The following is a 21,604-nucleotide window of genomic DNA, read 5'->3' on the forward strand; positions in this document are numbered from 1 at the left end:
CGGCTTGCTTCCCTCCTGCGCACCGCTGAACGGACCTTCCATACGGTCGAGTTCAAGGGAAAGTCATGTCTGAGTTTTCGGGTATCTGGATTCCGCTCATTACGCCGTTCAACGCCGGTGCAGTCGATCATGCTGCGCTCGACGCGCTCGTGCGCCATTACGTCGAGGCCGGCGTGGCCGGCTTCGTCGCGCTCGGCACGACCGGCGAGCCCGCCGCGCTGAGCGACGAGGAAGCGGACGCCGTACTCGCCACCGTGCTGGCGTCGGCGGGCGGCCTGCCGGTCGTGGCGGGCGTGAGCGGCAATCACACGGCGGCCGTCTGCGAGCGGATCGCGGCGCTCAACGAGCGGCCCATCGCCGGCGTGCTGGCGGCCGCGCCTTACTACATCCGCCCTGCGCAGGCGGGTGTGATCGGCCATTTCACGGCGCTCGCCGATGCGAGCCGCAAGCCCCTGATCGTCTACGACATCCCCGCGCGCACGGGCGTGCGCATCGAGTTGCCGAGCCTGCTCGAACTCGCCGCGCACGAGCGCATCGTCGCGGTGAAGGACTGCGGCGGCTCGCTCGAGAAGACGCTTGCGCTGATTCTCGACGGCCGTTTGCAGGTGCTCTGCGGCGAGGATATCGATATGTTCGGCGCGATGTGCGCGGGTGCGAGCGGGGCGATTGCGGCGTCGGCGCATTGGCGGCCGGAGCGTTTCGTGGGGATGGCGCGCGCCTTGGAGGAAGGGCGTCTCGCCGATGCGCGCGCGATCTGGCACACGCTCGTGCCGCTCGTGCGCGCGGCGTTCGCGGAGCCGAATCCGGGACCGGTGAAGGCGGGGCTGGCTGCGTGCGGGCTCATCCGCAATGAACTGCGCGCGCCAATGACGCGTGTGAGCGGTGAACTGGAGGCGTCGCTGGCGCGCCTCGTGGTTTGACGCTGCCCCTGCGGGAAGCGGGCGTGGCGGGATGAGACGCTGGGTGAGGAAGTGCGGCGTGTGCCGCCGAATATGCGCCGCCCGAAAGCGGCGCGTCTAGCGCGCCGCGCGTGCGTTCGCGGCGCTGGACGCGCGACGGCGGCGCGTGCGAGGGCGTTCGACCGCGGCGGGTTCGCCGTTTAGCAGAATGCGGCGGCCGGGCACGTGGTACGCGACGAGGCGGGCGATGTCGAGCGCCGTGCTTTCGGCGGGCACGACCTGGCGGCGGGCGCTGTCATCGAGCGGCGTCGTCCATTCGACGAGCCGGTAGGCGCGGCCCCACGGATGCTGGAGCGGCGTGGAGACCCGGCACGACTCGACCGTCGAAGCGGCCCCGTCGCGCAGCAGGGACTGCAGGTGCACCAGCACATCGTCTTCAACCATGACCTCGCTCCTCCTAGGCTTGCCGCACAAAAAAACGCCGCCGATCTTCCGGCGGCTCAACAGGGGTTGACCCTATGGTTGCAGCAAAGAATTAAACCAACCTTAAGAGAGGAAGTTGGGCGATGCGTGCCCGGGTGTGCCCGAGTGGGCCAATGCATGCGGCGGCGCGAGCCCTATGCGGGCGCGCACCGCCCAGAAAAACGCGGCGGGGTGGGGCGGCCGGCCTCCGTGTGGCCGGCGCAAAGACAAGCTGACAGGCGGTGATCAGTGCGGCTTCGTGCCATTTTGCCGCAGCGTCGCACGTGTCTTGCGCGCGGCGAAAAGCGGCAGATAGTCCTGGACGCGCGCTTGCGCTCGATATTCATTGAGCGTGTCGGCGTAGATGCGCGCGACCGTTTCCTCCGGCGTGTTAGTTTCTTCGGCGATGGTATGGACGATCTCGGAAGCATCGACGGTCTTCGGCATGACTTGGCTCCGGTCAGCGAGGAGGGTTGGTAGGCGGCTTTGTATTCAAGGATATCCGGGCGCGGGATACCAATTGAATCCGCCTATCGAGCAAAATCGCCGCACGCGCGTCGCAAGCGTGATCTGTTTGAGTTTTAACGCCCGCTCGCGCGAGCCCCGTATTTTCAGGACTTCCAGCGAAAAACGGCCACGGCGAGACAGAATGCCTGCGCCGTGGCCGCCTGGTGGCATGCGGCGAGGGGCCGCACGCATGTCTTACGCCGCGCTTTCGAGCGGCGGGTAGTCCGTGTAGCCCGTTTCGCCGCGCGCGTAATACGTCGACGGATTCGGCGCGTTGAGCGGCGCGTTCAATTCGAAACGGCGCGGCAGATCGGGGTTCGCGATGAAGAGCTGACCCCACGCGACCGCGTCGGCTTCGCCTGCCGCGAGCACGTCCTGTGCCGATTCCAGCGAGAACTTTTCGTTCGCGATGAACGGACCGCCGAAATCGGCTTTCAGCTGCGGCCCGAGGCGGTTGTCGCCAAGCGATTCGCGCGCGAAGAGGAAGGCGATTTTGCGCTTGCCGAGCTCGCGCGCCACATACCCGAACGTTGCTGCCGGATTCGAATCGCCCATCGTGTGAGCGTCGCCGCGCGGTGCGATATGCATGCCCACGCGATTCGCGCCCCACACATCGATACACGCGTCGGTGACTTCGAGCAACAGGCGCGCGCGATTCTCGATCGAACCGCCATAGGCGTCCGTGCGTTGGTTGGTGCTGTCCTGCAGGAACTGGTCGAGCAGATAGCCGTTCGCGCCGTGGATTTCCACGCCGTCGAAACCGGCCGCCTTCGCGTTGATTGCGCCCTGGCGGAACGCGGCGATCACGCCGGCGATCTCTTCGGTTTCGAGCGCGCGCGGCGTGACGAAGCCGCGTTGCGGACGCACGAGGCTCACATTGCCTTGCGGCGCAATGGCGCTGGGCGCCACCGGCAGGTCGCCGTTCAGGAACACGGGGTCGGACACACGGCCCACGTGCCACAGTTGCATGAAAATGCGGCCGCCCGCGGCATGCACGGCTGCGGTCACGGTCTTCCAGCCTTCCACCTGTTCTTGCGACCAGATGCCCGGCGTTTCGGCATAGCCGACGCCTTGCGGCGTCACCGAGGTCGCCTCGCTGATGATGAGGCCGGCCGTTGCGCGCTCGGCGTAGTACTTCGCCATGAGTTCGTTGGGCACGCGCACTTCACCCGCGCGTTGACGCGTGAGCGGAGCCATGATGATGCGGTTCGGCAGCGTGAGGTCGCCGATCTGGATGGGGTCGAAAAGCGTTGCCATGTAGGGTCACCTTGTCTGCGGGCACGGCCCGCGGGCTGAAAAGCGATACGGGAATCGAAACAGACGATGCGCACTCAGCGGATGTTTCGTTGCTGAGGCATCACAACTGCGCGTTCATATGGGCGATAAACGCCTCGATGACCGGCTCGTTGCGATTGAAAAACACCCACTGCCCCACGCGTTTGGACGTGACGAGTCCGGCCTTCTGCAACACGGCCAGATGCGCGGACACCGTGGATTGCGAAAGCTCGCAATGCGCGTCGATCTTGCCCGCGCAAACGCCGTTTTCGAGCGGCAGCGCCTGGTCGCCGAAGTGCACCTGCGGCTCGCGCAGGCACGCAAGAATCTCGCGGCGCACGGGATTGGAGAGCGCCTTGCAGATCGCGTCGACGTCTAGCGCTGGGGTAGTAGGGGGTTTCTTCATCGCGGCTGCATCGTAACTGTCCGAATCATATATCGGAATTATACGATATGGGCGATGACACTCATTTCAATAGGGTTGTCGGCACACATCTCCTTTTCCCTCCCCGCTTTTGCATAGTTACACCCTATGCAGATCATCGGGAAACAATGCTTGGCAGTCGAAATTTGGCGTCAGTTAATTCGCTCAATGTTTTGAGTGGGGCGGTTGATTCGCCCTGGCCCTACACCTGCTTTGCACCTTCGCCACGTGTGTCGTTTTCAAAATCACGCCGGCGAGAAAATGGAGACTGTTATGGCAGACAACCGCAACGCGGTTCCCCTGATCGAGAAGCACACGATCGGTTACGTGCCTGAGAACGAGCGCCACGGCAACGTCCGCGATCTCTTCACGCTTTGGTTCGGCGGCAACATCGCGCCGCTGCCGATTGTGACCGGCGCGCTCGGCGTGCAGATCTATCACCTCAATCTCATGTGGGGCATTATCGCGATCATCGTCGGCCAGGCGGTGGGCGGCATTCTCATGGCGCTGCATTCCGCACAAGGCCCGCAAATGGGCATTCCGCAAATGATCCAGAGCCGCGCGCAGTTTGGCTCACGGGGCGCGCTGCTCGTCACGGTCATCGCCGGCATCATGTATGTCGGTTTCTTCGCGTCGAATATCGTGCTGGCAGGCAAGTCGCTGCACGGCGTCGAATCGTCGATTCCGGTGCCCGCCGGCATCGTGATCGGCGCGTTGGGTTCGGGGCTGATCGGCATCATCGGATATCGCTTCATACACGTGCTGAACCGCATTGGCACATGGGTGCTCGGCATCGGGATCGCCGTGGGTTTCGGCTATATCGTCACGCACGTGCAATCGACGGACTTCCTCACGCGCGGTGGCTTCAACTTAGCCGGCTGGCTCGCGACGGTGTCGCTCTCGGCGCTGTGGCAGATCGCGTTCGCGCCTTACGTCTCCGACTATTCGCGCTACCTTCCGAAGAATGCGGGCGTCGCCTCGACCTTCTGGGCGACGTACCTGGGTTGCGTGCTCGGTTCGACGCTTGCGTTCGTGTTCGGCGCGGTGGCCGTACTCGCGGTTCCGGCCGGCGCCGACACGATGGACGCCGTCAAGGCATCGACCGGTGCTATCGGCCCGTTCATGCTCGTGCTGTTTTTGCTGAGCGTAATTAGCCACAACGCGCTGAATCTGTACGGAGCCGTCCTTTCGGTCATCACGTCGCTACAGACGTTCGCGTATCGCTGGATTCCGACCGCGAAGTCGCGCGCCGTGCTTTCGATCATTATCCTGACCGCGTGCTGCTTTGCGGCGGTCGGTGCGTCGAAGGACTTCGTCGGGCATTTCGTCGATCTCGTGCTCGCGCTGCTCGTGGTGCTCGTGCCGTGGACGGCGATCAATCTGATCGACTTCTATGTGATTCACAAAGGCCAATACGATGTCCAGTCGATCTTCCGTGTGGATGGCGGCATTTACGGCCGTTTCAATCCGCAAGCGTTGATTGCCTATGCGGTCGGGATTCTGGTGCAGATTCCGTTCATGAACACGCCGATGTATGTGGGTTCCTTCTCGGCGCATCTGGACGGCGCAGATCTGTCCTGGCTCGTGGGCATCATCGTCACGACGCCGCTTTACCTGTGGCTGGCCACGCGCGACACAGCGTACCGCCGCCGGCTCAATCAGCCGTCGGCGCAGGTGCAGTGAATTGCCCGGATCGTCGCCGTCGCCTCGTCAATGCTTGAAGCGCAACCGCCGGATATAGCTTTCGCAGAACGCGGCGAAGCGCTTCACCACTTCGCGTTGCCGCACGGTGCTCGACGTCGCAATGCCGAGCGTCGTCGCGGGAACCGCCTCCTTGAAGCGCTTGACGACAAACTCCTCGCCATCGACGGTGCGGCACGACTGAAGCGGAAAGTTGAGAATGCTGTAGCCCAGGCCGTTCGCCACCATGCCGCGCACGACCTCGGGCTGCGCTGAGCGGAACGCGGCGACAGGCCGGCTGCCTGCTGCGTCGAAAAGCGTCGAGAAATATTCGCGGCTGTGCGGAAGGTCGAGCATCACATAAGGCTCAGGCAGCAGATCTTTTAGCGAGACCTTCGCTGCGCGTGCGAGCCGGTGGTTTTTCGGGAGGATCACGTAAGGCGGTAGCGAGACGACGGGTACGAAGGCGATGCCTTCCGCGATGTCGAGGCTATAGGTGAGCGCAATATCCAGCGAGCCGTCGCCGAGCCCGCTCAGCAGGCCATCCTGATGTGCTTCCCGGGTGATGAATGTGATCGCCGAATATTCGCGCAGGAACGCGCTGATGAGCGACGGCATGAGCGGCGGCGCAAGCGAAGCGAGACAGCCGAGCGAGACGGTGCCGGATACGCCGCCATCGAGCTCTTGCGCCGTGAGTTGTAGTTCCTCGGCGCTTTTCAGGAGGCTGCGCGCATGCACGAGCAGATCGCGGCCCGGTTGCGTGAGTGAAAGCCCGCTTGCGTGATGACGGATGAACAATTGCACACCGAACGATGCCTCCAGCTCGGCCAGCGCGGTCGAGATCGAAGGCTGCGAGATGTGCAGCCGCTTCGCCGCAGCGGTGAATGAAAGGGTTTCCGCCGTCGCGATGAAATAGCGCAACTGGCGCAAAGAATAGCGAATCGATACTCCGTCCATCTCAAGGAATCTCTCTCGAAGGAGCAACCTGGGAGGCCGATAGTCAGCGCCTGGCTGCATAGGCAAATCCGATGCAAGGGATTTTATTTTAATAGTTTTTCCTATCCTGTGTCGCGCGTACAGTTTGTTTCGACGAGCAGGACGTTATTCGTAATTTGAAGGAGAACAGCCATGAAGGCTGAAAAAGTATCCATCGACACACTGGTTATCGGCGCCGGTCAGGCGGGCGTGGCAATGAGCGAGCATCTCAGCAAGTCGGGCGTGCCGCATCTCGTGCTCGAACGCGATCGCATCGCGGAGCGCTGGCGGACGGGCCGCTGGGATTCGCTGGTCGCCAACGGTCCTGCCTGGCACGACCGCTTTCCCGGCATGGCATTCGACGGACTGGATCCCGATGCGTTCGCGGGCAAGGAACAGGTCGCCGACTATTTCGTCGCGTATGCAAAGAAGTTCAACGCGCCTATCCGCACGGGCGTGGAAGTGACGCGTGTCGAACGCCTTCAAGGGCGCCCGGGTTTCACCGTTCAGTCGAGCAACGGCACGTTCGAGGCGAATCGCGTTGTCGTGGCGACGGGGCCGTTTCAGCGTCCTGTGATTCCTGGCATCGCGCCAAAGGACCCGCGTCTCACCCAGATGCACTCGGCCGACTATCGCAATCCGGCCCAGTTGCCCGACGGCGCGGTGCTGGTCGTCGGCGCGGGTTCGTCGGGCACGCAGATCGCCGACGAGCTGCGTCGCGCGGGCCGCACGGTGTATCTGTCGGTCGGGCCGCACGATCGCCCGCCACGCGCTTACCGCAACCGCGACTTCTGCTGGTGGCTCGGCGTGCTTGGCGAATGGGACAAGGAGGTGGCGGGCCCCGGACGCGAGCACGTGACGATCGCCGTGAGCGGCGCGTATGGCGGCCAGACCATCGATTTTCGCCGGCTTGCGCATGAAGGCATGACGCTTGTCGGCGTCACGAAATCGTTCAACAACGGTATTGTCACGTTCGAGCAGGATCTGGCGGTCAATCTCAAGCGTGGCGACGACAACCTGATGTCGCTGCTCGACGCCGCCGATGCCTATGTCGAGCGCAACGGCATCGACCTGCCGAAAGATCCCGAAGCACGCTTCATTCCGGCCAATCCCGAGTGCGTCACGCATCCGCTGCGTGAACTGGATCTCGCGCAGGCCGGCGTGGCGACGATCATCTGGGCGACGGGCTATGCCGTCGATTACAGCTGGCTGCAAGTCGACGCCTTCGACGAGCAAGGCAAGCCGAAGCATCAGCGCGGTGTTTCGAAGGAACCGGGCGTTTATTTTCTCGGTCTGCCGTGGCTGTCGCGGCGAGGGTCGTCGTTCATCTGGGGCGTGTGGCACGACGCGAAGCACATCGCCGACCACATCGGCACGCAGCGCAAGTACCTCGACTATCGCGACGCGGCACAACGCGAACGCCTGGCAGACGCCACGCATACCGCGCGCGACGAATCGCACGCAAGCACCCTCAACGAAATCGGAGTGAATTGATGCCTACCCATACCCGCATCCGCATGTTCAACACTAAGGATACCTATCCGAACCAGACGCTCGACAACGACCTGTGTCAGGCCGTCCGCGCCGGCAACACGGTCTACGTGCGCGGTCAGGTCGGCACCGACTTCGACGGCAAGCTGATCGGTCTCGGCGATCCGCGCGCGCAAGCCGAGCAGGCGATGAAGAACGTCAAACAGTTGCTCGAAGAAGCGGGCAGCGACCTGTCGCACATCGTCAAGACGACGACGTACATCATCGATCCACGTTATCGCGAGCCGGTCTATCAGGCAGTCGGCAAGTGGCTCAAAGGCGTGTATCCGATCTCGACCGGTTTGTGTGTGAGCGCGCTCGGCCAATCACAATGGCTGATGGAAATCGACGTCATCGCGGTGATTCCCGATAACTGGACGTCTGGCGAGGCATAAGGAGCGGCGCATGACATTCTCGATCATCGGACGTTGCCGGGAGACCGGACAGCTGGGTATTGCCATCAGTTCGTCGAGTATTGCAGTGGGCGCGCGTTGCCCCTGGGTGCGGGCAGGCGTCGGCGCGGTTGCGACGCAGAATGTCACGCTGCCCGCGCTGGGCCCGCGAATTCTCGATCTCATGGAACAGCAGGCGCTTGCGCCACCTGTCGCGTTGAAGCAGGCGCGCGATACCGACGCGTTCGAAGCGTATCGGCAAGTCACGGTGATCGATGCTCAGGGCCGCACCGCGTTCTTCACAGGCGATAACGCGCTCGGGTTGCATCACGCGGTGGCCGGCGATCAGTGCGTCGCAGCCGGCAACATGCTTGCCGCGACGAACGTCGTCGACGCAATGGTGCGAGCGTTCGAGCGCACGCAAGGACTGCTCGCCGAGCGTCTGCTGGCCGCGATGCACGCCGCGGTCGAGGCGGGCGGCGAAGCAGGCCCGGTCCACTCGGCCGCGCTGAAGGTCATTGACCGGCAGGTCTGGCCGATCGTGGATTTGCGAGTCGATTGGGCCAACGACGAACCCATCGGTCAGCTTGCGCAGCTATGGCGAGCGTATCTTCCGCAAATGCAGGATTACGTCACGCGCGCGCTGGATCCGACCGCAGCGCCGAGCTATGGAGTGCCAGGCGATGAGTGAACGTTCCAGCCGCGCACTGCTCGAACGCCTGATCGGTTTCGAGACCGTCAGCCGTGAATCGAATCTCGAACTGATCGCGTTCGTGCAGCGCTATCTCGCGGATCTTGGTGTCGACAGTGAGCTGTTTCACAACGCCGAGCGCACGAAAGCCAGTCTCTTTGCGACCATCGGACCGCGCGACAAGGGCGGCGTCGTGCTGTCGGGACATACGGACGTCGTGCCCGTCGCGGGGCAGGCGTGGACGGTCGACCCGTTCCGTCTCACGGAAAAAAATGGACGGCTTTACGGGCGCGGCACGGCGGACATGAAGGGCTTTCTGGCGTGCGTGCTCGCGGCGGCGCCCAGGTTCGTCGAGCGCAAGCTGGACGTGCCGGTCCATATTGCGTTTTCATACGACGAAGAAGTGGGCTGCCTCGGTGTGCGCCCGATGCTCGCAGAACTCGAAAAGCGCACACATAAGCCGCGTCTATGCATTATCGGCGAGCCGACGGAAATGAAGCCCGTGCTCGGCCACAAGGGGAAGCTCGCCATGCGCTGCCGGGTGAAGGGCGCGGCGTGTCACTCGGCGTACGCGCCGTATGGCGTGAACGCCATTCAATACGCGGCGCGGCTCATTAACAGGCTGGAAAGCATCGGCGAGGAACTCGCCCAGCCTGAACATCACGACGAACGCTTCGATCCGCCGTACTCGACCGTGCAAACGGGCGTCATCACGGGCGGGCGCGCGCTGAACATCGTGCCCGCGGAATGTGAGTTCGACTTCGAAGTGCGCTCGGTACCGGGCTTCGAGGCGCAATCGGTTGCAGACCGGATCGAGTCGTATGCGCAGACGGAATTGTTGCCGAAAATGCGCAAGGTACAAGCCGCGACTGCCATCGACTTCGAGCCCTTGAACGCTTATCCAGGCCTTGCGACGCCGCCTGATAGCGAAGCGGCGCGGCTCCTCGCCGCTATCAGCGAGCCGAGCGACTTCGGCACGGTTGCGTTCGGCACCGAGGGCGGATTGTTCACGCGCGCGGGCATTCCCACGGTCGTGTGCGGGCCCGGCAGCATGGAGCAAGGTCACAAGCCAGACGAGTTCGTGAGCGTCGATCAACTCGGCCGCTGCGATGCGATGCTGACGCGGCTTGCCGCGCAGCTCGAAGCCGCGTAGCGCGTTCCGCGGCTCAGGGCCGATGCATTCGGCTCGGCCTGATCCCGTTGCCGTTTCCTTGGCGACACACTGGCTGCGTTCAATCTATGCCGTCGCTCGCTGAGCAACCGTGGCCGCGACGCGCACGCGGCTTACATACGCCAGCGCGGACAAACTGATCATGGCGGTCGCAATCAGCCAGTAACTCGGCGCGCTCTTGTCGCCGGTGGCGCTCAGCATCCACGTGACGATGGCCGGGGTGAAGCCGCCGAATACGGTCACGCCGATGTTGTAGCCGATCGACATGCCAGTGGCGCGCGTCGCGGCCGGGAAGATTTCGGCCATGAGCGCGGGCAGGGCGCCGAAGTAGATCGACTTCAGGAGCGCGAGCCACGCAATAAGCACGAAGAGCGGCACGGCACTCGCATGGCTGGTCGCCCAGGCGAAGCCGGGGTAGGCGCTCGCGAGAAAGAGGAGCGCCACGCAGATCATCTGCGTGCGCCGCCCGATGCGGTCGGACAGATGCCCCGCGAACGGCGTGACGACGGTGAGAATCACGCCGCCCGCCATTGTCGCCGCGAAGCCGGTTGCCGCTGGCAGATGCAGCTGGCGGATCGCGAACGTGGGAATGTATTGCAGCAGATAGTTGACCGCCGTCGAGACGGTCATCAGGCCGATCGCCGTGAGCACGAGCCGCTTTTGCTGGCCCAGCACTTCACGCACGGGCGTTTCGGTGCGCGCGGTGCGCTTGAAGTCCTCGGCGTCTTCAATGAAGCGGCGCAAATAGAGACCCACGGGACCAATCAGTAATCCAAAGAAAAACGGCAGACGCCAGCCCCAGGCCGCGAGGTCGGCAGGCGCCATGAGGCGGGCGAGACCATAGCCGAACGAGGCCGCGAGCAGTGTGGCGAGCCCTTGCGTGGCGAATTGCCAGCTCGCGAAAAAACCGCGCCGGTGCGGCGCATGCTCGATCAGCATGGCCGTGGACGCACCGAACTCGCCGCCCGCCGAAAAGCCCTGGATGAGCCGCGCGGCGAACACCGCGAGCGGCGCGCCGAGACCTATCGTCGCGTAGTCGGGAATCAGCGCGATGATCGCTGTGCCGACCATCATGAGGCTGACCGAGAGCATCAGCGCGGCCTTGCGTCCGCTGCGGTCGGCATAGGCGCCGAGCACCGCGCCGCCGAGCGGCCGCACGAGATACGACGCGCCAAAGGTGCCGAACGTGAGCAGCATCGAAACGGATTCGTTGACCGCCGGAAAGAAATGCTTGCCGATGTACACCGCGAAGAACCCATAAATGGCGATGTCGAACCATTCGAGCGCGTTGCCGGCGGACGTGGCGATGACGAGCCTCGCAAGGCTCACGGGTTGTTTTGCGGACATGGCGGCAGGCACCTTTATCTTGGTCGTCAGGCGAGGGCGTCGGTGGGTTGCGTCGCGTGCGCTTTCGCCGATGCGCGGGTCGCGGCGAGACGCGCGGCATCGTCGCCGAGGTCCCACCAGAGTCCGGCCATTACGGCGAGCGCCTCGCGTGCGACGGAGCCGAGCAGGTGTTCGTTCGGCGCGTGCTGCGCGCAGGCCGGATACGAGTGCGGGACCCAGAGCGTCGGCAGCCCGAGCGTGTACGCGAAGACATCGTTCGGCACCGTGCCGCCGAGGTTCGGCAACAGCGCCGGCTTCTTTCCTGTCGACGCGCGCAGCGAATCGAGCGCCCAGTGCACCCAGGCATCGTCGGGGTCGAGCCGCGTCGCTGCGGACGTCTGCGTGACACGTACCTGCACGTCGTCAAAGCCAAGCCGCGCGAAGTGCGCTTCGAGATGCTCGCCCACGCGCGCGGCGTCCGTGCCCACCACGAAGCGCAGCTGGCAAGTGGCCTTGGCTGTGGGCGGGATCGCGTTGACCGGCGCATCGGGGTTGCCGGTCTTGAACGCGAGCACTTCGAGTGTGTTCCAGGCGATCACGCGCTCGGTGGGCGTGAGGCCGGGCTCGCCCCAGTCGGGATCGATCGCGGGGGCGTCGGCGTCGCCGCCGAGCACGATGTCCGCAAGCGCCTCGCGCACGCTCACGGGCACGGGCGGCGGACGCAGCCCGTCCACGACGATGGCGCCGCGCCGGTCGACGAGGCTCGCGATCGCATGCGACAGCACGACGGCCGGATTGCGCAGCGCGCCGCCCCAGTTGCCCGAGTGGTGCGCGCCATGGCGCAGATCGACGAGCAGTTCGAACGTCACACCGCCGCGCGAGCCGAGGAAGAGCGTGGGGCGTTCGGCCAGCACGCGCGGGCCGTCGGAGGCGATGAACACGTCCGCCGCGAGCGCGTCGCGATGGGCGGCACAAACGGCGTCGAGGCCCGGCGAGCCGATTTCCTCGCCGGTTTCGAAGATCAGCTTCACGTTGTAGCCGAGCTTGCCGCCGCGCGCGTCCAGCACCGCGGCGAGCGCGGCGAAGTTCACGGAGTGCTGGCCTTTGTTGTCGGCGGTACCTCGGCCATACCAGCGGTCGCCTTCCACGGTGACGGTCCAGGGCGCGAGACCTTCGCGCCACTGCTCGTCGTAGCCGCGCACGACGTCGCCGTGGCCGTAAGTCAGCACGCCCGGAAGCGCCGGGTCTTCGATGCGCTCGGCGATCAGAAACGGCGCGCGCCTGCCCGAGGGATTCTCGACCACGCGGCAAGTGAAGCCGAGCGGCGTGAGGGAGGGCATCACCTCGTCGGCGAGATAGGCGACGAGCGCGCGGGCCTGCTCCGGATTCTGGCTTTCGGTGCGAAAGCCCACGCGGCGCTGGAGGTCGGTGAAGAACGCGCCGGAATCGTAGACGCGCACGGCGCGGTCGATGGCGGTTTGTCGGGTCTCGTTCAAAAGGTCTCCTCTCATGCCTGGGTGCGGGGAATGAAAGCAGTCTAGGAACGTCAAAAATTCGCAACAATTTCAAAATTTGCGGATAACATTGCCGAAATGGCAACGCAATGACCGCCCACCGAACGGATAAGCCGATGCTTCATGGAATCGCCTTGCGCTACTTCGTCGAGGTCGCGCGCACGGGGTCGCTGGCCGCGGCCTCGGAGAACCTGCACGTCGCCGTTTCGGCGATCAGCCGGCAGATCAGCAAGCTGGAGGAAGACGTGGGCACGGCGCTCTTCGAGCGCATGCCGCGTGGGATGGTGCTGACCGAATCGGGCGAGCGGCTGGCCGAGCATGCGCGGCGCGCGCTGCTGGAGGGCGACGCGGTGCTCGCCGAGATCGCCACGGCCAAGGCGCTCGGGCACGGCATCGTGCGAATCGGCTGCACGGAGGGCTTTACGCGCTCGTTCCTGCCTCACGTGCTCGCGCAGCATCACGCCGTCGCGCCGCACGTGCATTTCAATCTGCGCTCGGGCACGCCTTCGCAGGTCGAGCAGTGGGTGGCCACGGGCGAGGCGGACCTCGGGCTGGCGTTTTCGAGCGGAGACCCCGCGAAGGTCTACGTGCAGTACAGCGCACAAGCGCCGGTCTGCGCGCTGCTCGATCCGGGGCATCCGCTGGCGCAACGCGACTCGCTCACGCTCGCTGACCTGCGCGACTATCCCGTCGCGCTGCTCGAGCGCGGCAACACGGCGCGCCAGCTATTCGACGAATGCTGCGCGCGCTACGGCGTCAAGCTCGAGCCCATTCTCACGAGCAACAATTCGAGCGCCTTGCATGCGTTCGCTGCGCTGGCGGGCGCGATCACGCTCGGCAGCCGGCTCTCGCTCTCGGGTCTCGCGGACGAACTTTCGCTGGTGGCGAAGCGCTTCGACGAACCGACGCTCAGCCAGCGCAACCTGTGTGTGATGACGATGCGCGACCGGCGGCTTTCACGCCCCATCGAGGGGGTGCTGAGGGCGCTGATCGTCGCGATCGAACGCGCGTTGTGATGACCCGGCGCCTCAGCGTTTGCCCGCGCGCCCCGTCATGCGTCCCAGGATGTCCACTCGCTGCACCAGTTGATGGTAGATCACCGCGAGCACGTGCCCGGCGATCAGTACGTAGGTCAGGTACGCCAGCCAATAGTGGAGCTTCGAGCCGAGATGGCCGAGCGCCTTGTCCGCCGGCACGACGGCGGGCACCTGAAACAGCCAGAACCAGTTCACCGGATGGCCGCCGCCATACGAGTTGATATATCCACTGATCGGCATGGCAAAGAGAATCAGATACAGCAAGCCATGACCGATATGCGCGAGCTTCTGCTCGAAAGCCGGAATGCGTTGCGGCAGCGGCGGCGCGTTGCCCGAAAGCCGTGTCACCACGCGGATCAGCGTGAGCAGCAGGACGGTCAGACCAATCGATTTGTGGAAATTCACCCAACTGCCACGCGACGGGGCATGACGGTCCATCGTCGTCATGTACCACGCCACCGGGATCACCACGAACATGCATAGCGCGGTCAGCCAATGCAGCACGCGCAGCGTCAAGCCGTATGTGGGGACCGCAAACGACAACGCAGAAACGGAGTGTGGGGTTCGGGACATGGTCGGGCCTTTTAGCAGTCGAATTGACCAAGCCTGCCACAAAAACACCTCTGGAGAGCATCCCCGGCCAGTCCAGTTTTGTTAGGTACCGTTACAACGGGATTCGCCAAAATGACAATAGATGATAAGTCAATCATAATTCTTCAATGGATTTCCCTTATCTAGATGCCGGTTGACCTGCCGATAACTGCGGAAAGTGATTCGGCCTGTCTGCTTCGCCCTGGCCAGAAGTTGCAATGTCAATCAGGAGTCGGGAATTCCATGTCCAACAGTTTCGCAGAAGCCCCGGTTGGCGGGGCGTACGGCCCCGCCAGTGCCGTTCGCCGGGGAGCCGCCGTCGAAAGCCCGCTGATGAACGCGCGCAAACGAGCCGACAGGGCTTGCGCGCTGGTCAACTGGATTCTTCTGGCGGGCGCCTTGGGGATCGGCTGGCACTTCGATGCGCTCACGCCCGTGCTCGTCGTCGGATTGCCACTCGCGCTCGTTTCCACACTGCTCGCGCTTGCCTTGCCGGGGCTCAAGATCACCAGAATGGGTTCCGCGCTCACCTTCATGGGCGGCGCGGCGCTTTTGATCGACGTCGGAGGCGGGCAGGACGAGTTTCACTTCGTAGTGTTCATCTTGCTCTCGCTGCTGCTCGCCTATCGCGACGTGCAGGTCGTGCTGCTCGCTACCGGCTTCATCTCCGTCCAGCAACTCGCGTTCAACTATTTTCAGGCGTGGGGCTGGCCGGTCAGGGTCTTTTCGCAAACGGGCTTCGACGTCGTCGCGCAGCACTGGGCGTTTCTCTGGCTCCAAACCTTGTTCATCGCGGCAATTTCGGCGCGCCAGGAGCGCGACGCAAACATCGCGGGCGAACTCGCGGCCATGTCGGAGGGGATCGGGCAGGCTTCGGGTTACATCACGCTGAGCGAGCAAGCGAGCCGGCCCGTGAGCGATGTGGCCAGCGCATTCCACGCCACGCTCGCGGCAGTGCGTAAAACGCTGCTGCAGGTGCGTGACAGCGTGGGTGAGGTTTCGGAGTCCGTAGCAGGAACCAGCGTACGTAATGCCGTCCTGTCGGACCGGACCGAGCAGCAGCGCCGTTCGCTCGAAGGCATGGTCGCGGCAATGGAGCAGCTCAAGCAAAGCATGCACGAGAGCGTCGATCATGCGGCGGCGGCCAGCGCGCTAGCGGGCTCGGCGAGCGAGGTCGCGACCCAGGGGCGCGGAGCGATCAAGGCGGTGATCGATACGATGGGCGACATTTATCGCTCGTGCGAACGCATTACCGACATCATCGGCGTGATCGACGGCATCGCCTTCCAGACCAACATTCTCGCGCTCAACGCTTCGGTCGAGGCCGCGCGCGCGGGCGATCAGGGACGGGGGTTCGGGGTGGTGGCGGAGGAAGTCCGCACACTGGCTCAGCGCAGCGCCTCGGCTGCGAAGGAGATCCGGGCGCTGATCGGGGAGTCGGTCGAGCGCGCACGCACGGGCAATGGTCTCGTCGAAAGCGCGGGCAACACGGTGGGCGAGGTGCTCGAAAGCGTCACGCGCCTGTCGGCCATCGTTCACGAAATGGCGACGGCCACCGGCGCGCAGCGCGCGGGCATCGACCAGATGGGCGAGAACATCGCCGGCATCGACGCGGCGATTCGCGAGAACGCGGTGCATGTCGCCGACACGGTCGAGCAGGTCAAGCAGCAGCATCGCCAGACGGAGCTGCTCGCCAGCGCGGTCAAGGTGTTCAGGCTGGATTGAGTGGTGTCGCGTCGCGTTTTCGGGGCGCGACCCCGAAGCACTGGCGGCAGCCCATTCTGTCGGACCATTTTGTTACACCTCTTACGGCGCTCGCCTTGTGGTGTTACAAAGCCCTTTCACTTTGGCCGCTATACTCGGTCCCGTCTCAAAAACGTAAGAGAACAACTATGTCGAAGAAACTCATCCAGATGGTTGCCGTTGCTGCCCTGACGGCTGCGGCCTCACTGCCGGCGCTGGCCGGCGACATGAACAACGCACTGGGTGGCGCGCTCGGCGGCGTCGCTGGCGCAGCCGTGGGTGGCGCAGTGGGCGGCAGCACCGGCGCGGTGATCGGCGGCGCGGTGGGCGGCGGTGCGGGTGGCGCGGTCACCTCGAATCGTCGCGAGCGCACGGGCGCCATCATCGGCGGCGCGCTCGGCGGCGGCGCAGGCACAGCAGCGGGTAACGCCATGGGCGGCCGCACGGGCGGCCTGATCGGCGCGGCGGTGGGCGGCGGCGCAGGCTCGGCGCTCGGCGGGAATATCTCGCGTTCGAACTCGTACGCCGACGACTATTCGCGCGGCTATCACGGCAAGCACCACAACAAGCACCGTCACTACGACTAAGCACAGCTTGGAAGGCGGAACGGCTGTGCGCCGCTCCGCCTCTTTTTTTCGCGCGATTTGATTCGGTATGCCAGGTGATTTTCCCGGTATCAGCGAACGTCAATCCGGCCGCGGTTTGCGTCGCCATGAGCCATGCGGCAGCTCCTTGTCGCGCTCGGCCGCGGTGAGCGCGGCGTGCAGTTGCGTGTGGTTCAGCGGAATGCAATAGGCCGGTTTTGCGCGCTCGAAGCGCCAGCTATCGGCAAGCGAACCCGCGTCGAGCACGTCGAAATCGAGTTGTGCGTGCAACGCGGCCACGAGCGCCTTCGCCCCTTCATCGTCTCCCGCAACGGGTAGCGCACGCCGTCCGCCTTCGACCGCCGGCCGCTCTTCGCGCGGCAGGTCGTACGCAAGAATCGCACTGAACGCCTTGACCACCCGTACGCCATTCAACTGCTGCGCAACGCGCTCGCTCGTGGCCTCGCGGTGTTCGTCGAACGCAGCAATGGCGCCGTCGCGCGCCGGGTAGTAGTTCATGGTGTCGATGACGACTTTACCGGTGAGTGTTTTGACCGGTATCTCGCCGAGCGCGGACAGCGGCAGCGCCGCGATCACGATCTCGCCGAACGCCGCGGCTTCCTCCAGCGTGCCGATCGCGCAGCCCAGCGCCGCCGCCTCTCCCGCGCGCGCCTTGGGATCACGCGACGAGAGCATCACCTCATGCCCCGCCTGCGCGAGAAGTTTGCCCAGCGTCGAGCCGATCTCACCCGCGCCAAGAATGCCGACGGCCAATCGATGTTCGCGATGTTCGTTCATGGGAAGCCCCGTGTTTAACAATGGAGACCCCAGCGTAGCGCCGAAACTCCCATGCGATAATCAGCCATTCCGGTGAAACACTTGAAATGCCAGGTTTCCAATCGTGGACAAATTGACCAGCATGACTGTGTTCGTGAAGACAGCCGAATCGGGTTCGTTCACGGCGGCGGCGCGCATGCTCGCGATGACGCCGCAGATGGCGGGCAAGCACGTCGACGCGCTGGAAAGGACGCTAGGCGTGCGCCTGCTTCAGCGCTCGACGCGCAAGCACGCGCTCACGGAAGCCGGCCGCGCCTATTTCGAAGCCTGCAGGCGCGTGCTCGAAGAGGCAGCTGCCGCCGATGCCGTCGCGCTCGCGCAAACCGCCCATCCGCAAGGCACGCTGCGCGTGACGGCGCCCGTTGCGTTCGGAGCCTTCCGGCTTGCGCATGAAATCAAGGCATTTCTCGCGGATTTCCCGGACGTGAAAGTCGATCTCGTGCTGAGCGACCGGCAGTTCGACCTCTTGCAGGACGGTTTCGATGTCGCGTTTCGCATCGGCGCGCTGCCCGACTCGCAACTGGTCGCGCGGCCGCTCGCGCCCTATCGGCTCGTGCCGTGCGCCGCGCCGGCTTATCTCGCCGCACACGGCACGCCGGCGCATCCGCGTGAACTCACGCGGCACGTGTGCCTCGATTACGCGTTCGACAGCTTTCCGGCGCCCCAAACGTGGATCTTCAAGGACGGCGACACACAGATCGAAGTCGAGCCGCGCGGCCAACTGCGTAGCAACGACACCCGCGCGCTGATCGCGGCGGCGGAGGCGGGAGTGGGAATCGTGCTCGCGGGCGAGCCGAACCTCGCGCAGTCGGTGGCGGCGGGGCGGCTCGTGCCGCTGCTCGAGGCGTATGCCGCGCCGGTACGGCCCATGCATCTGCTTTACGCGGATCGCCGCGCGCAGGCCCCCAAGCAACGCGCGTTCGTGGCGTGGGCGCTGGCGTGCTTTGGCGAAGCCGGCAGCATCACCGGCGCGCGGGCGCCGGCGTTACCGCGCGTTCGTCGTTCGGCGCGCAAGCCGCGCGCATCACGCACGTAGCTTAGTCAGGTCTCGCTACGGAAGGCGGCGTTGAGCGTCGCGCCGGGGGCCGCACCTTCGAAGCCGTCGAAACGCCCTTCGGTGAGCCGTTGCGCCGCGTGCATGAACCCGCCCCACGCGGTGCGGGCGAGCGCGCCGCCCACGCTCACGCGGCGCACGCCGAGCGCGGCGAGATCGTCGAGCGTGAAGGCCAAATTCGCGCCGATCAGCACGTTCACCGGCTTCGGCGCGACAGCGGTTACGACGGCCACGATCTGCTCGCGTGTCTGGATGCCGGGCGCATAGAGGCAATCCGCGCCCGCCTGCGCGTAGGCCTGCAAGCGCGCGATGGCGTCGTCGAGGTTGGGCACGCCCGCCACGAAGTTCTCCGCGCGGCCAACGAGCACGGTGTCGCCGCCGCGCGCGTCGATGGCGCGCCGTGCCGCGCGCATGCGCTCGACGGCGACCTCGATCGGCAGTAGCGGCGCTGCGTCGTCGCCGGTCGAATCTTCCACGGAAAGCCCGGCGACGCCGGTCTCGACGGCGAGGCCGACGCTTTCTTCGACGCCTGCGGGATCTGCGCCAAAGCCGCTTTCGAAGTCGGCGTTCACGGGCAGGTCGGTGGCCGCGACGATCTCGCGCAGGTGCGCGAGAATCGCGTCGCGCGGCAGGGTGTTGTCGGCATGACCGCGCGACCATGCGAACCCGGAGCTGGTGGTCGCGAGCGCCTTGAAGCCGAGGCCCTGGAGATAGCGTGCGCTGCCCACGTCCCACGGATTCGGCAGCACGAAGCAACCGGTGGCGTGCAGCGCACGAAACTCGGTGCGTTTCTCGGCGATGGTGCGGGCGGGTCCTGACATGGCAAGTTTCCTCCTGGCTCGTGGGCGGGCGGCGGGGTGCTTGCGCGGGAGTGCGCATCCTCTGGCGCCGGTCACCGATTGTGACCGAATTCCTGGATTCTCGAATCGAACGGCGCTCGCATGCGCATCGATTTCGCACGAAGATAAGGATGGCGAATTAAATGAATGCCTACGAAGGCGATGGCATTCAACGGCCCGAAACGAGGAAAAGAAGGGCGCAGCCGTTATGATATGCGTTCTTTTTATTTTGCCGTCCAGCCGCGATGTCCAAAACTAGCGCTCCAAAAGTCACGCCGCCCCGCATGTCCGATGTCGCTCGTCTCGCGGGCGTTTCGAAGATGACGGTGTCCCGCGTGATGGCGGGGCGCAGCGCGTCGGAGGCGACCCGCGAGCGCGTGCAGCGCGCCATCGACGAGCTGGGCTACGTGGCCGACGCGGCGGCCGGCGCGCTTTCCTCGGGGCGCTCGTCGTTCGTCGCCGTGCTCGTGCCGTCGCTTTCCAGCTCCAACTTCTCGGACACCGTGAGCGGCCTCACCGCGGTGCTCGAACCGCAAGGGCTCGAACTGCTGATCGGCGACACCGACTACTTTCTCGATCGCGAGGAGCGTCTCGTGCGCCAGATGCTGCGCCACCAGCCGCGCTGCATCGCACTCACCGGCGCGCAGCATACGGACGCCACGCGCACGCTGCTGCAGCGCTCGGGCGTACCCGTCGTCGAGATGTGGGACCTGCCCACGGAGCCGATCGACATGGCCGTGGGCTTTTCCAACGTGAGCGCCGCGCGCGAGATGGTGCGCTATCTCGCGGACAAGGGGCATCGCCGCATCGGCTTTCTTGGCGGCGCGGGCGACCTGGACCGGCGCGGTCTCGACCGTCTCAAGGGCTTTCAGATGGAGATGAAGGCGCTTGGGCTCGAAAAGCACCGCGTCGTGCAACTCGGCGACTCGCCGGTCACGATGAGCCACGGCGCGCCCGCCATGGCCGAGCTGCTCGAGCGCTGGCCTGACACAGAGGCCGTGATGTGCGTGAGCGACATGTCGGCGTTCGGCGCGATCATGGAGTGCCAGCGGCGTGGCCTCAGCGTGCCCCGCGATATGGCGGTTGCCGGCTTCGGTAACTTCGAGATCGCGGCGTGCTGCCATCCGGCGATCACCACGATTTCGGTCGACGCCTACGGCATTGGCCAGCGCACGGGCGAGGCGATCGTCGCCGCCCTCGCGGCAGCGGACGGCGCGAGCGCGCAGCGTCCCGTGAAAACACGCATTCAGTACACCGTCGTGCCGCGCGCGAGCGCTTGAGCACGCGAGCGTGCGAGACGCGCTAGCGTCTTCAAAGTCCCTTGGCGATGCGCTGCGCCATCTCGACCACCGCGATGGCAAGCCGCTTTTCGCGGCGCGCGTCCAGCCGCTCCAGCGGCAGGCTCGCGCTGACCGCCACACGCTTGCCAAGCGGCGTGACGCCGACGAACGCCGCGAAGCACGCGATGCCCGCCGTCACTTCTTCCCGCTCGTGCGCGAGGCCAGAGCGGCGTATCGCGGCGAGCGCCGCTAAAAGGTCCTGCTTGCGCGTGATGGTGTTGGCCGTCACAGCGGGAAGCTGGCGCGGCAGGATGACGTTGACCTCTTCGTCGGTCAGGCTGGCGAGCAGCGCCTTGCCCAGTGCGCTGCAATGCGCGGGCAGCCGCGAGCCGAGATCGGAGACGAGGCGCACGGGCCGCGCGGGGTCCTCGCGCGCGAGATACACGACTTCCGCGCCGTCCAGCACCGCAAGCTGAACCACTTCGTTATGCGTCGCGACGAAAACGGTCGCTTCCTGGCGGAACACTTCCTGGAGCCGATCGTGCCGCACGTAAGCGCTGCCTAGCTCGAACAACGTGAGGCCGACGATATAGCCGTCGGCGCGCTTTTCGATCCAGCGCCGGCGCTCGAGCGAGTCGAGCATCAGATAGAGCGTGCTGCGCGAGAGGCCAGTGGCCTGCGCGATTGCCGCTGCGCGCATCGGGCCTTGAGCGTGCGTGAGCACGTCGAGAATGTCGTGTATGCGCCGTAGCGCCGGAACTTCGTAGGGTGAGGACATGGAGCCGCGCGCCGG

The 21,604-nt window shown here is 65.1% G+C and carries 21 protein-coding genes and 1 pseudogene; 11 read left to right on the forward strand and 11 right to left on the reverse strand.

Annotated elements, in window-relative coordinates; translation table 11 throughout:
* Window positions 1–65 precede the first annotated feature (65 nt).
* Window positions 66–920 carry a 4-hydroxy-tetrahydrodipicolinate synthase gene (gene dapA, locus M3I54_RS22140; RefSeq protein ID WP_254339810.1) on the forward strand — a complete coding sequence of 285 codons (855 nt, stop codon included), beginning with the start codon at window positions 66–68 and terminating at the stop codon, window positions 918–920.
* Between the two features lie 192 nt (window positions 921–1,112).
* On the opposite strand, the pseudogene M3I54_RS22145 reads toward dapA, so the two are convergent.
* The 4 genes and pseudogenes from M3I54_RS22145 to M3I54_RS22160 form a co-directional block, all read right to left on the reverse strand.
* Window positions 1,113–1,343 (reverse strand): annotated as a pseudogene (locus tag M3I54_RS22145) (DUF2866 domain-containing protein); the annotation flags it as partial.
* A gap of 264 nt (window positions 1,344–1,607) precedes the next feature.
* Window positions 1,608–1,808, reverse strand: coding sequence for a DUF3562 domain-containing protein (locus tag M3I54_RS22150; RefSeq protein WP_254339812.1), 201 nt, complete (start codon window positions 1,806–1,808; stop codon window positions 1,608–1,610).
* A gap of 255 nt (window positions 1,809–2,063) precedes the next feature.
* Window positions 2,064–3,125, reverse strand: coding sequence for an alkene reductase (locus tag M3I54_RS22155; protein WP_254339814.1), 1,062 nt, complete (start codon window positions 3,123–3,125; stop codon window positions 2,064–2,066).
* Between the two features lie 100 nt (window positions 3,126–3,225).
* Window positions 3,226–3,549 (reverse strand): helix-turn-helix transcriptional regulator, encoded by a 324-nt coding sequence (locus M3I54_RS22160; protein WP_254339817.1) that lies wholly within the window; start codon window positions 3,547–3,549, stop codon window positions 3,226–3,228.
* Between the two features lie 291 nt (window positions 3,550–3,840).
* Between M3I54_RS22160 and M3I54_RS22165 the strand changes: the two genes are divergently transcribed.
* Complete coding sequence (locus tag M3I54_RS22165) at window positions 3,841–5,250, forward strand: cytosine permease (protein WP_254339820.1); 1,410 nt, start codon at window positions 3,841–3,843, stop codon at window positions 5,248–5,250.
* Between the two features lie 27 nt (window positions 5,251–5,277).
* Here the strand turns inward: M3I54_RS22165 and M3I54_RS22170 are convergent, their stop codons facing one another.
* Complete coding sequence (locus tag M3I54_RS22170) at window positions 5,278–6,204, reverse strand: LysR family transcriptional regulator (RefSeq protein WP_254339822.1); 927 nt, start codon at window positions 6,202–6,204, stop codon at window positions 5,278–5,280.
* A gap of 171 nt (window positions 6,205–6,375) precedes the next feature.
* Here M3I54_RS22170 and M3I54_RS22175 point away from each other — a divergent pair, with 171 nt between their 5' ends.
* The 4 genes from M3I54_RS22175 to argE are packed head-to-tail and all read left to right on the forward strand — an operon-like array spanning window position 6,376 to window position 9,988.
* Window positions 6,376–7,716 (forward strand): NAD(P)/FAD-dependent oxidoreductase, encoded by a 1,341-nt coding sequence (locus M3I54_RS22175; protein WP_254339824.1) that lies wholly within the window; start codon window positions 6,376–6,378, stop codon window positions 7,714–7,716.
* A complete protein-coding gene (locus tag M3I54_RS22180; protein ID WP_254339826.1) occupies window positions 7,716–8,147 on the forward strand; it encodes a RidA family protein in 432 nt (143 codons plus the stop codon). The genes M3I54_RS22175 and M3I54_RS22180 overlap by 1 nt, the downstream gene beginning before the upstream one ends.
* A 10-nt stretch (window positions 8,148–8,157) precedes the next feature.
* Window positions 8,158–8,835 carry a DUF1028 domain-containing protein gene (locus tag M3I54_RS22185; protein ID WP_254339827.1) on the forward strand — a complete coding sequence of 226 codons (678 nt, stop codon included), beginning with the start codon at window positions 8,158–8,160 and terminating at the stop codon, window positions 8,833–8,835.
* Window positions 8,828–9,988 carry an acetylornithine deacetylase gene (gene argE, locus M3I54_RS22190; protein ID WP_254339829.1) on the forward strand — a complete coding sequence of 387 codons (1,161 nt, stop codon included), beginning with the start codon at window positions 8,828–8,830 and terminating at the stop codon, window positions 9,986–9,988. The genes M3I54_RS22185 and argE overlap by 8 nt, the downstream gene beginning before the upstream one ends.
* An 84-nt stretch (window positions 9,989–10,072) precedes the next feature.
* Here argE and M3I54_RS22195 read toward each other — a convergent pair whose 3' ends face one another.
* Both M3I54_RS22195 and M3I54_RS22200 read right to left on the reverse strand, forming a co-directional pair.
* Window positions 10,073–11,353, reverse strand: a complete 1,281-nt coding sequence (locus M3I54_RS22195) for an MFS transporter (RefSeq protein WP_254339831.1) — start codon at window positions 11,351–11,353, stop codon at window positions 10,073–10,075.
* Window positions 11,354–11,379: 26 nt separating this feature from the next.
* On the reverse strand, window positions 11,380–12,843 hold the full coding sequence (locus M3I54_RS22200) for a M20 family metallopeptidase (RefSeq protein ID WP_254339834.1): 1,464 nt from the start codon (window positions 12,841–12,843) through the stop codon (window positions 11,380–11,382).
* Window positions 12,844–12,962: 119 nt separating this feature from the next.
* Between M3I54_RS22200 and M3I54_RS22205 the strand changes: the two genes are divergently transcribed.
* On the forward strand, window positions 12,963–13,862 hold the full coding sequence (locus M3I54_RS22205) for a LysR family transcriptional regulator (protein WP_254339836.1): 900 nt from the start codon (window positions 12,963–12,965) through the stop codon (window positions 13,860–13,862).
* 12 nt (window positions 13,863–13,874) lie between these two features.
* Here the strand turns inward: M3I54_RS22205 and M3I54_RS22210 are convergent, their stop codons facing one another.
* On the reverse strand, window positions 13,875–14,456 hold the full coding sequence (locus M3I54_RS22210) for a cytochrome b (RefSeq protein WP_254339837.1): 582 nt from the start codon (window positions 14,454–14,456) through the stop codon (window positions 13,875–13,877).
* Between the two features lie 261 nt (window positions 14,457–14,717).
* On the opposite strand from M3I54_RS22210, the gene M3I54_RS22215 reads away from it, so the two are divergent.
* Together M3I54_RS22215 and M3I54_RS22220 are read left to right on the forward strand one after the other, a co-directional pair.
* Window positions 14,718–16,199, forward strand: a complete 1,482-nt coding sequence (locus tag M3I54_RS22215; protein WP_254339838.1) for a methyl-accepting chemotaxis protein — start codon at window positions 14,718–14,720, stop codon at window positions 16,197–16,199.
* A gap of 167 nt (window positions 16,200–16,366) precedes the next feature.
* Window positions 16,367–16,804 carry a hypothetical protein gene (locus tag M3I54_RS22220; RefSeq protein WP_254339839.1) on the forward strand — a complete coding sequence of 146 codons (438 nt, stop codon included), beginning with the start codon at window positions 16,367–16,369 and terminating at the stop codon, window positions 16,802–16,804.
* Between the two features lie 99 nt (window positions 16,805–16,903).
* Here M3I54_RS22220 and M3I54_RS22225 read toward each other — a convergent pair whose 3' ends face one another.
* Window positions 16,904–17,599, reverse strand: coding sequence for an NADPH-dependent F420 reductase (locus tag M3I54_RS22225; RefSeq protein WP_254339840.1), 696 nt, complete (start codon window positions 17,597–17,599; stop codon window positions 16,904–16,906).
* Window positions 17,600–17,702: 103 nt separating this feature from the next.
* On the opposite strand from M3I54_RS22225, the gene M3I54_RS22230 reads away from it, so the two are divergent.
* Entirely contained in the window at window positions 17,703–18,674 is a 972-nt protein-coding gene (locus M3I54_RS22230; protein WP_254339841.1) for a LysR family transcriptional regulator, read from the forward strand.
* A gap of 5 nt (window positions 18,675–18,679) precedes the next feature.
* On the opposite strand, the gene M3I54_RS22235 is transcribed toward M3I54_RS22230, so the two are convergent.
* Entirely contained in the window at window positions 18,680–19,513 is an 834-nt protein-coding gene (locus tag M3I54_RS22235) for an oxaloacetate decarboxylase (protein ID WP_254339842.1), read from the reverse strand.
* 302 nt (window positions 19,514–19,815) lie between these two features.
* On the opposite strand from M3I54_RS22235, the gene M3I54_RS22240 reads away from it, so the two are divergent.
* Complete coding sequence (locus M3I54_RS22240; protein ID WP_254339844.1) at window positions 19,816–20,811, forward strand: LacI family DNA-binding transcriptional regulator; 996 nt, start codon at window positions 19,816–19,818, stop codon at window positions 20,809–20,811.
* A 31-nt stretch (window positions 20,812–20,842) separates the two neighbouring features.
* On the opposite strand, the gene M3I54_RS22245 is transcribed toward M3I54_RS22240, so the two are convergent.
* Complete coding sequence (locus M3I54_RS22245; RefSeq protein WP_254339846.1) at window positions 20,843–21,589, reverse strand: IclR family transcriptional regulator; 747 nt, start codon at window positions 21,587–21,589, stop codon at window positions 20,843–20,845.
* Window positions 21,590–21,604: the final 15 nt, after the last annotated feature.

Origin of the sequence: Paraburkholderia sp. CNPSo 3274 (assembly GCF_024206475.1) — a bacterium.
GTDB lineage: Bacteria > Pseudomonadota > Gammaproteobacteria > Burkholderiales > Burkholderiaceae > Paraburkholderia.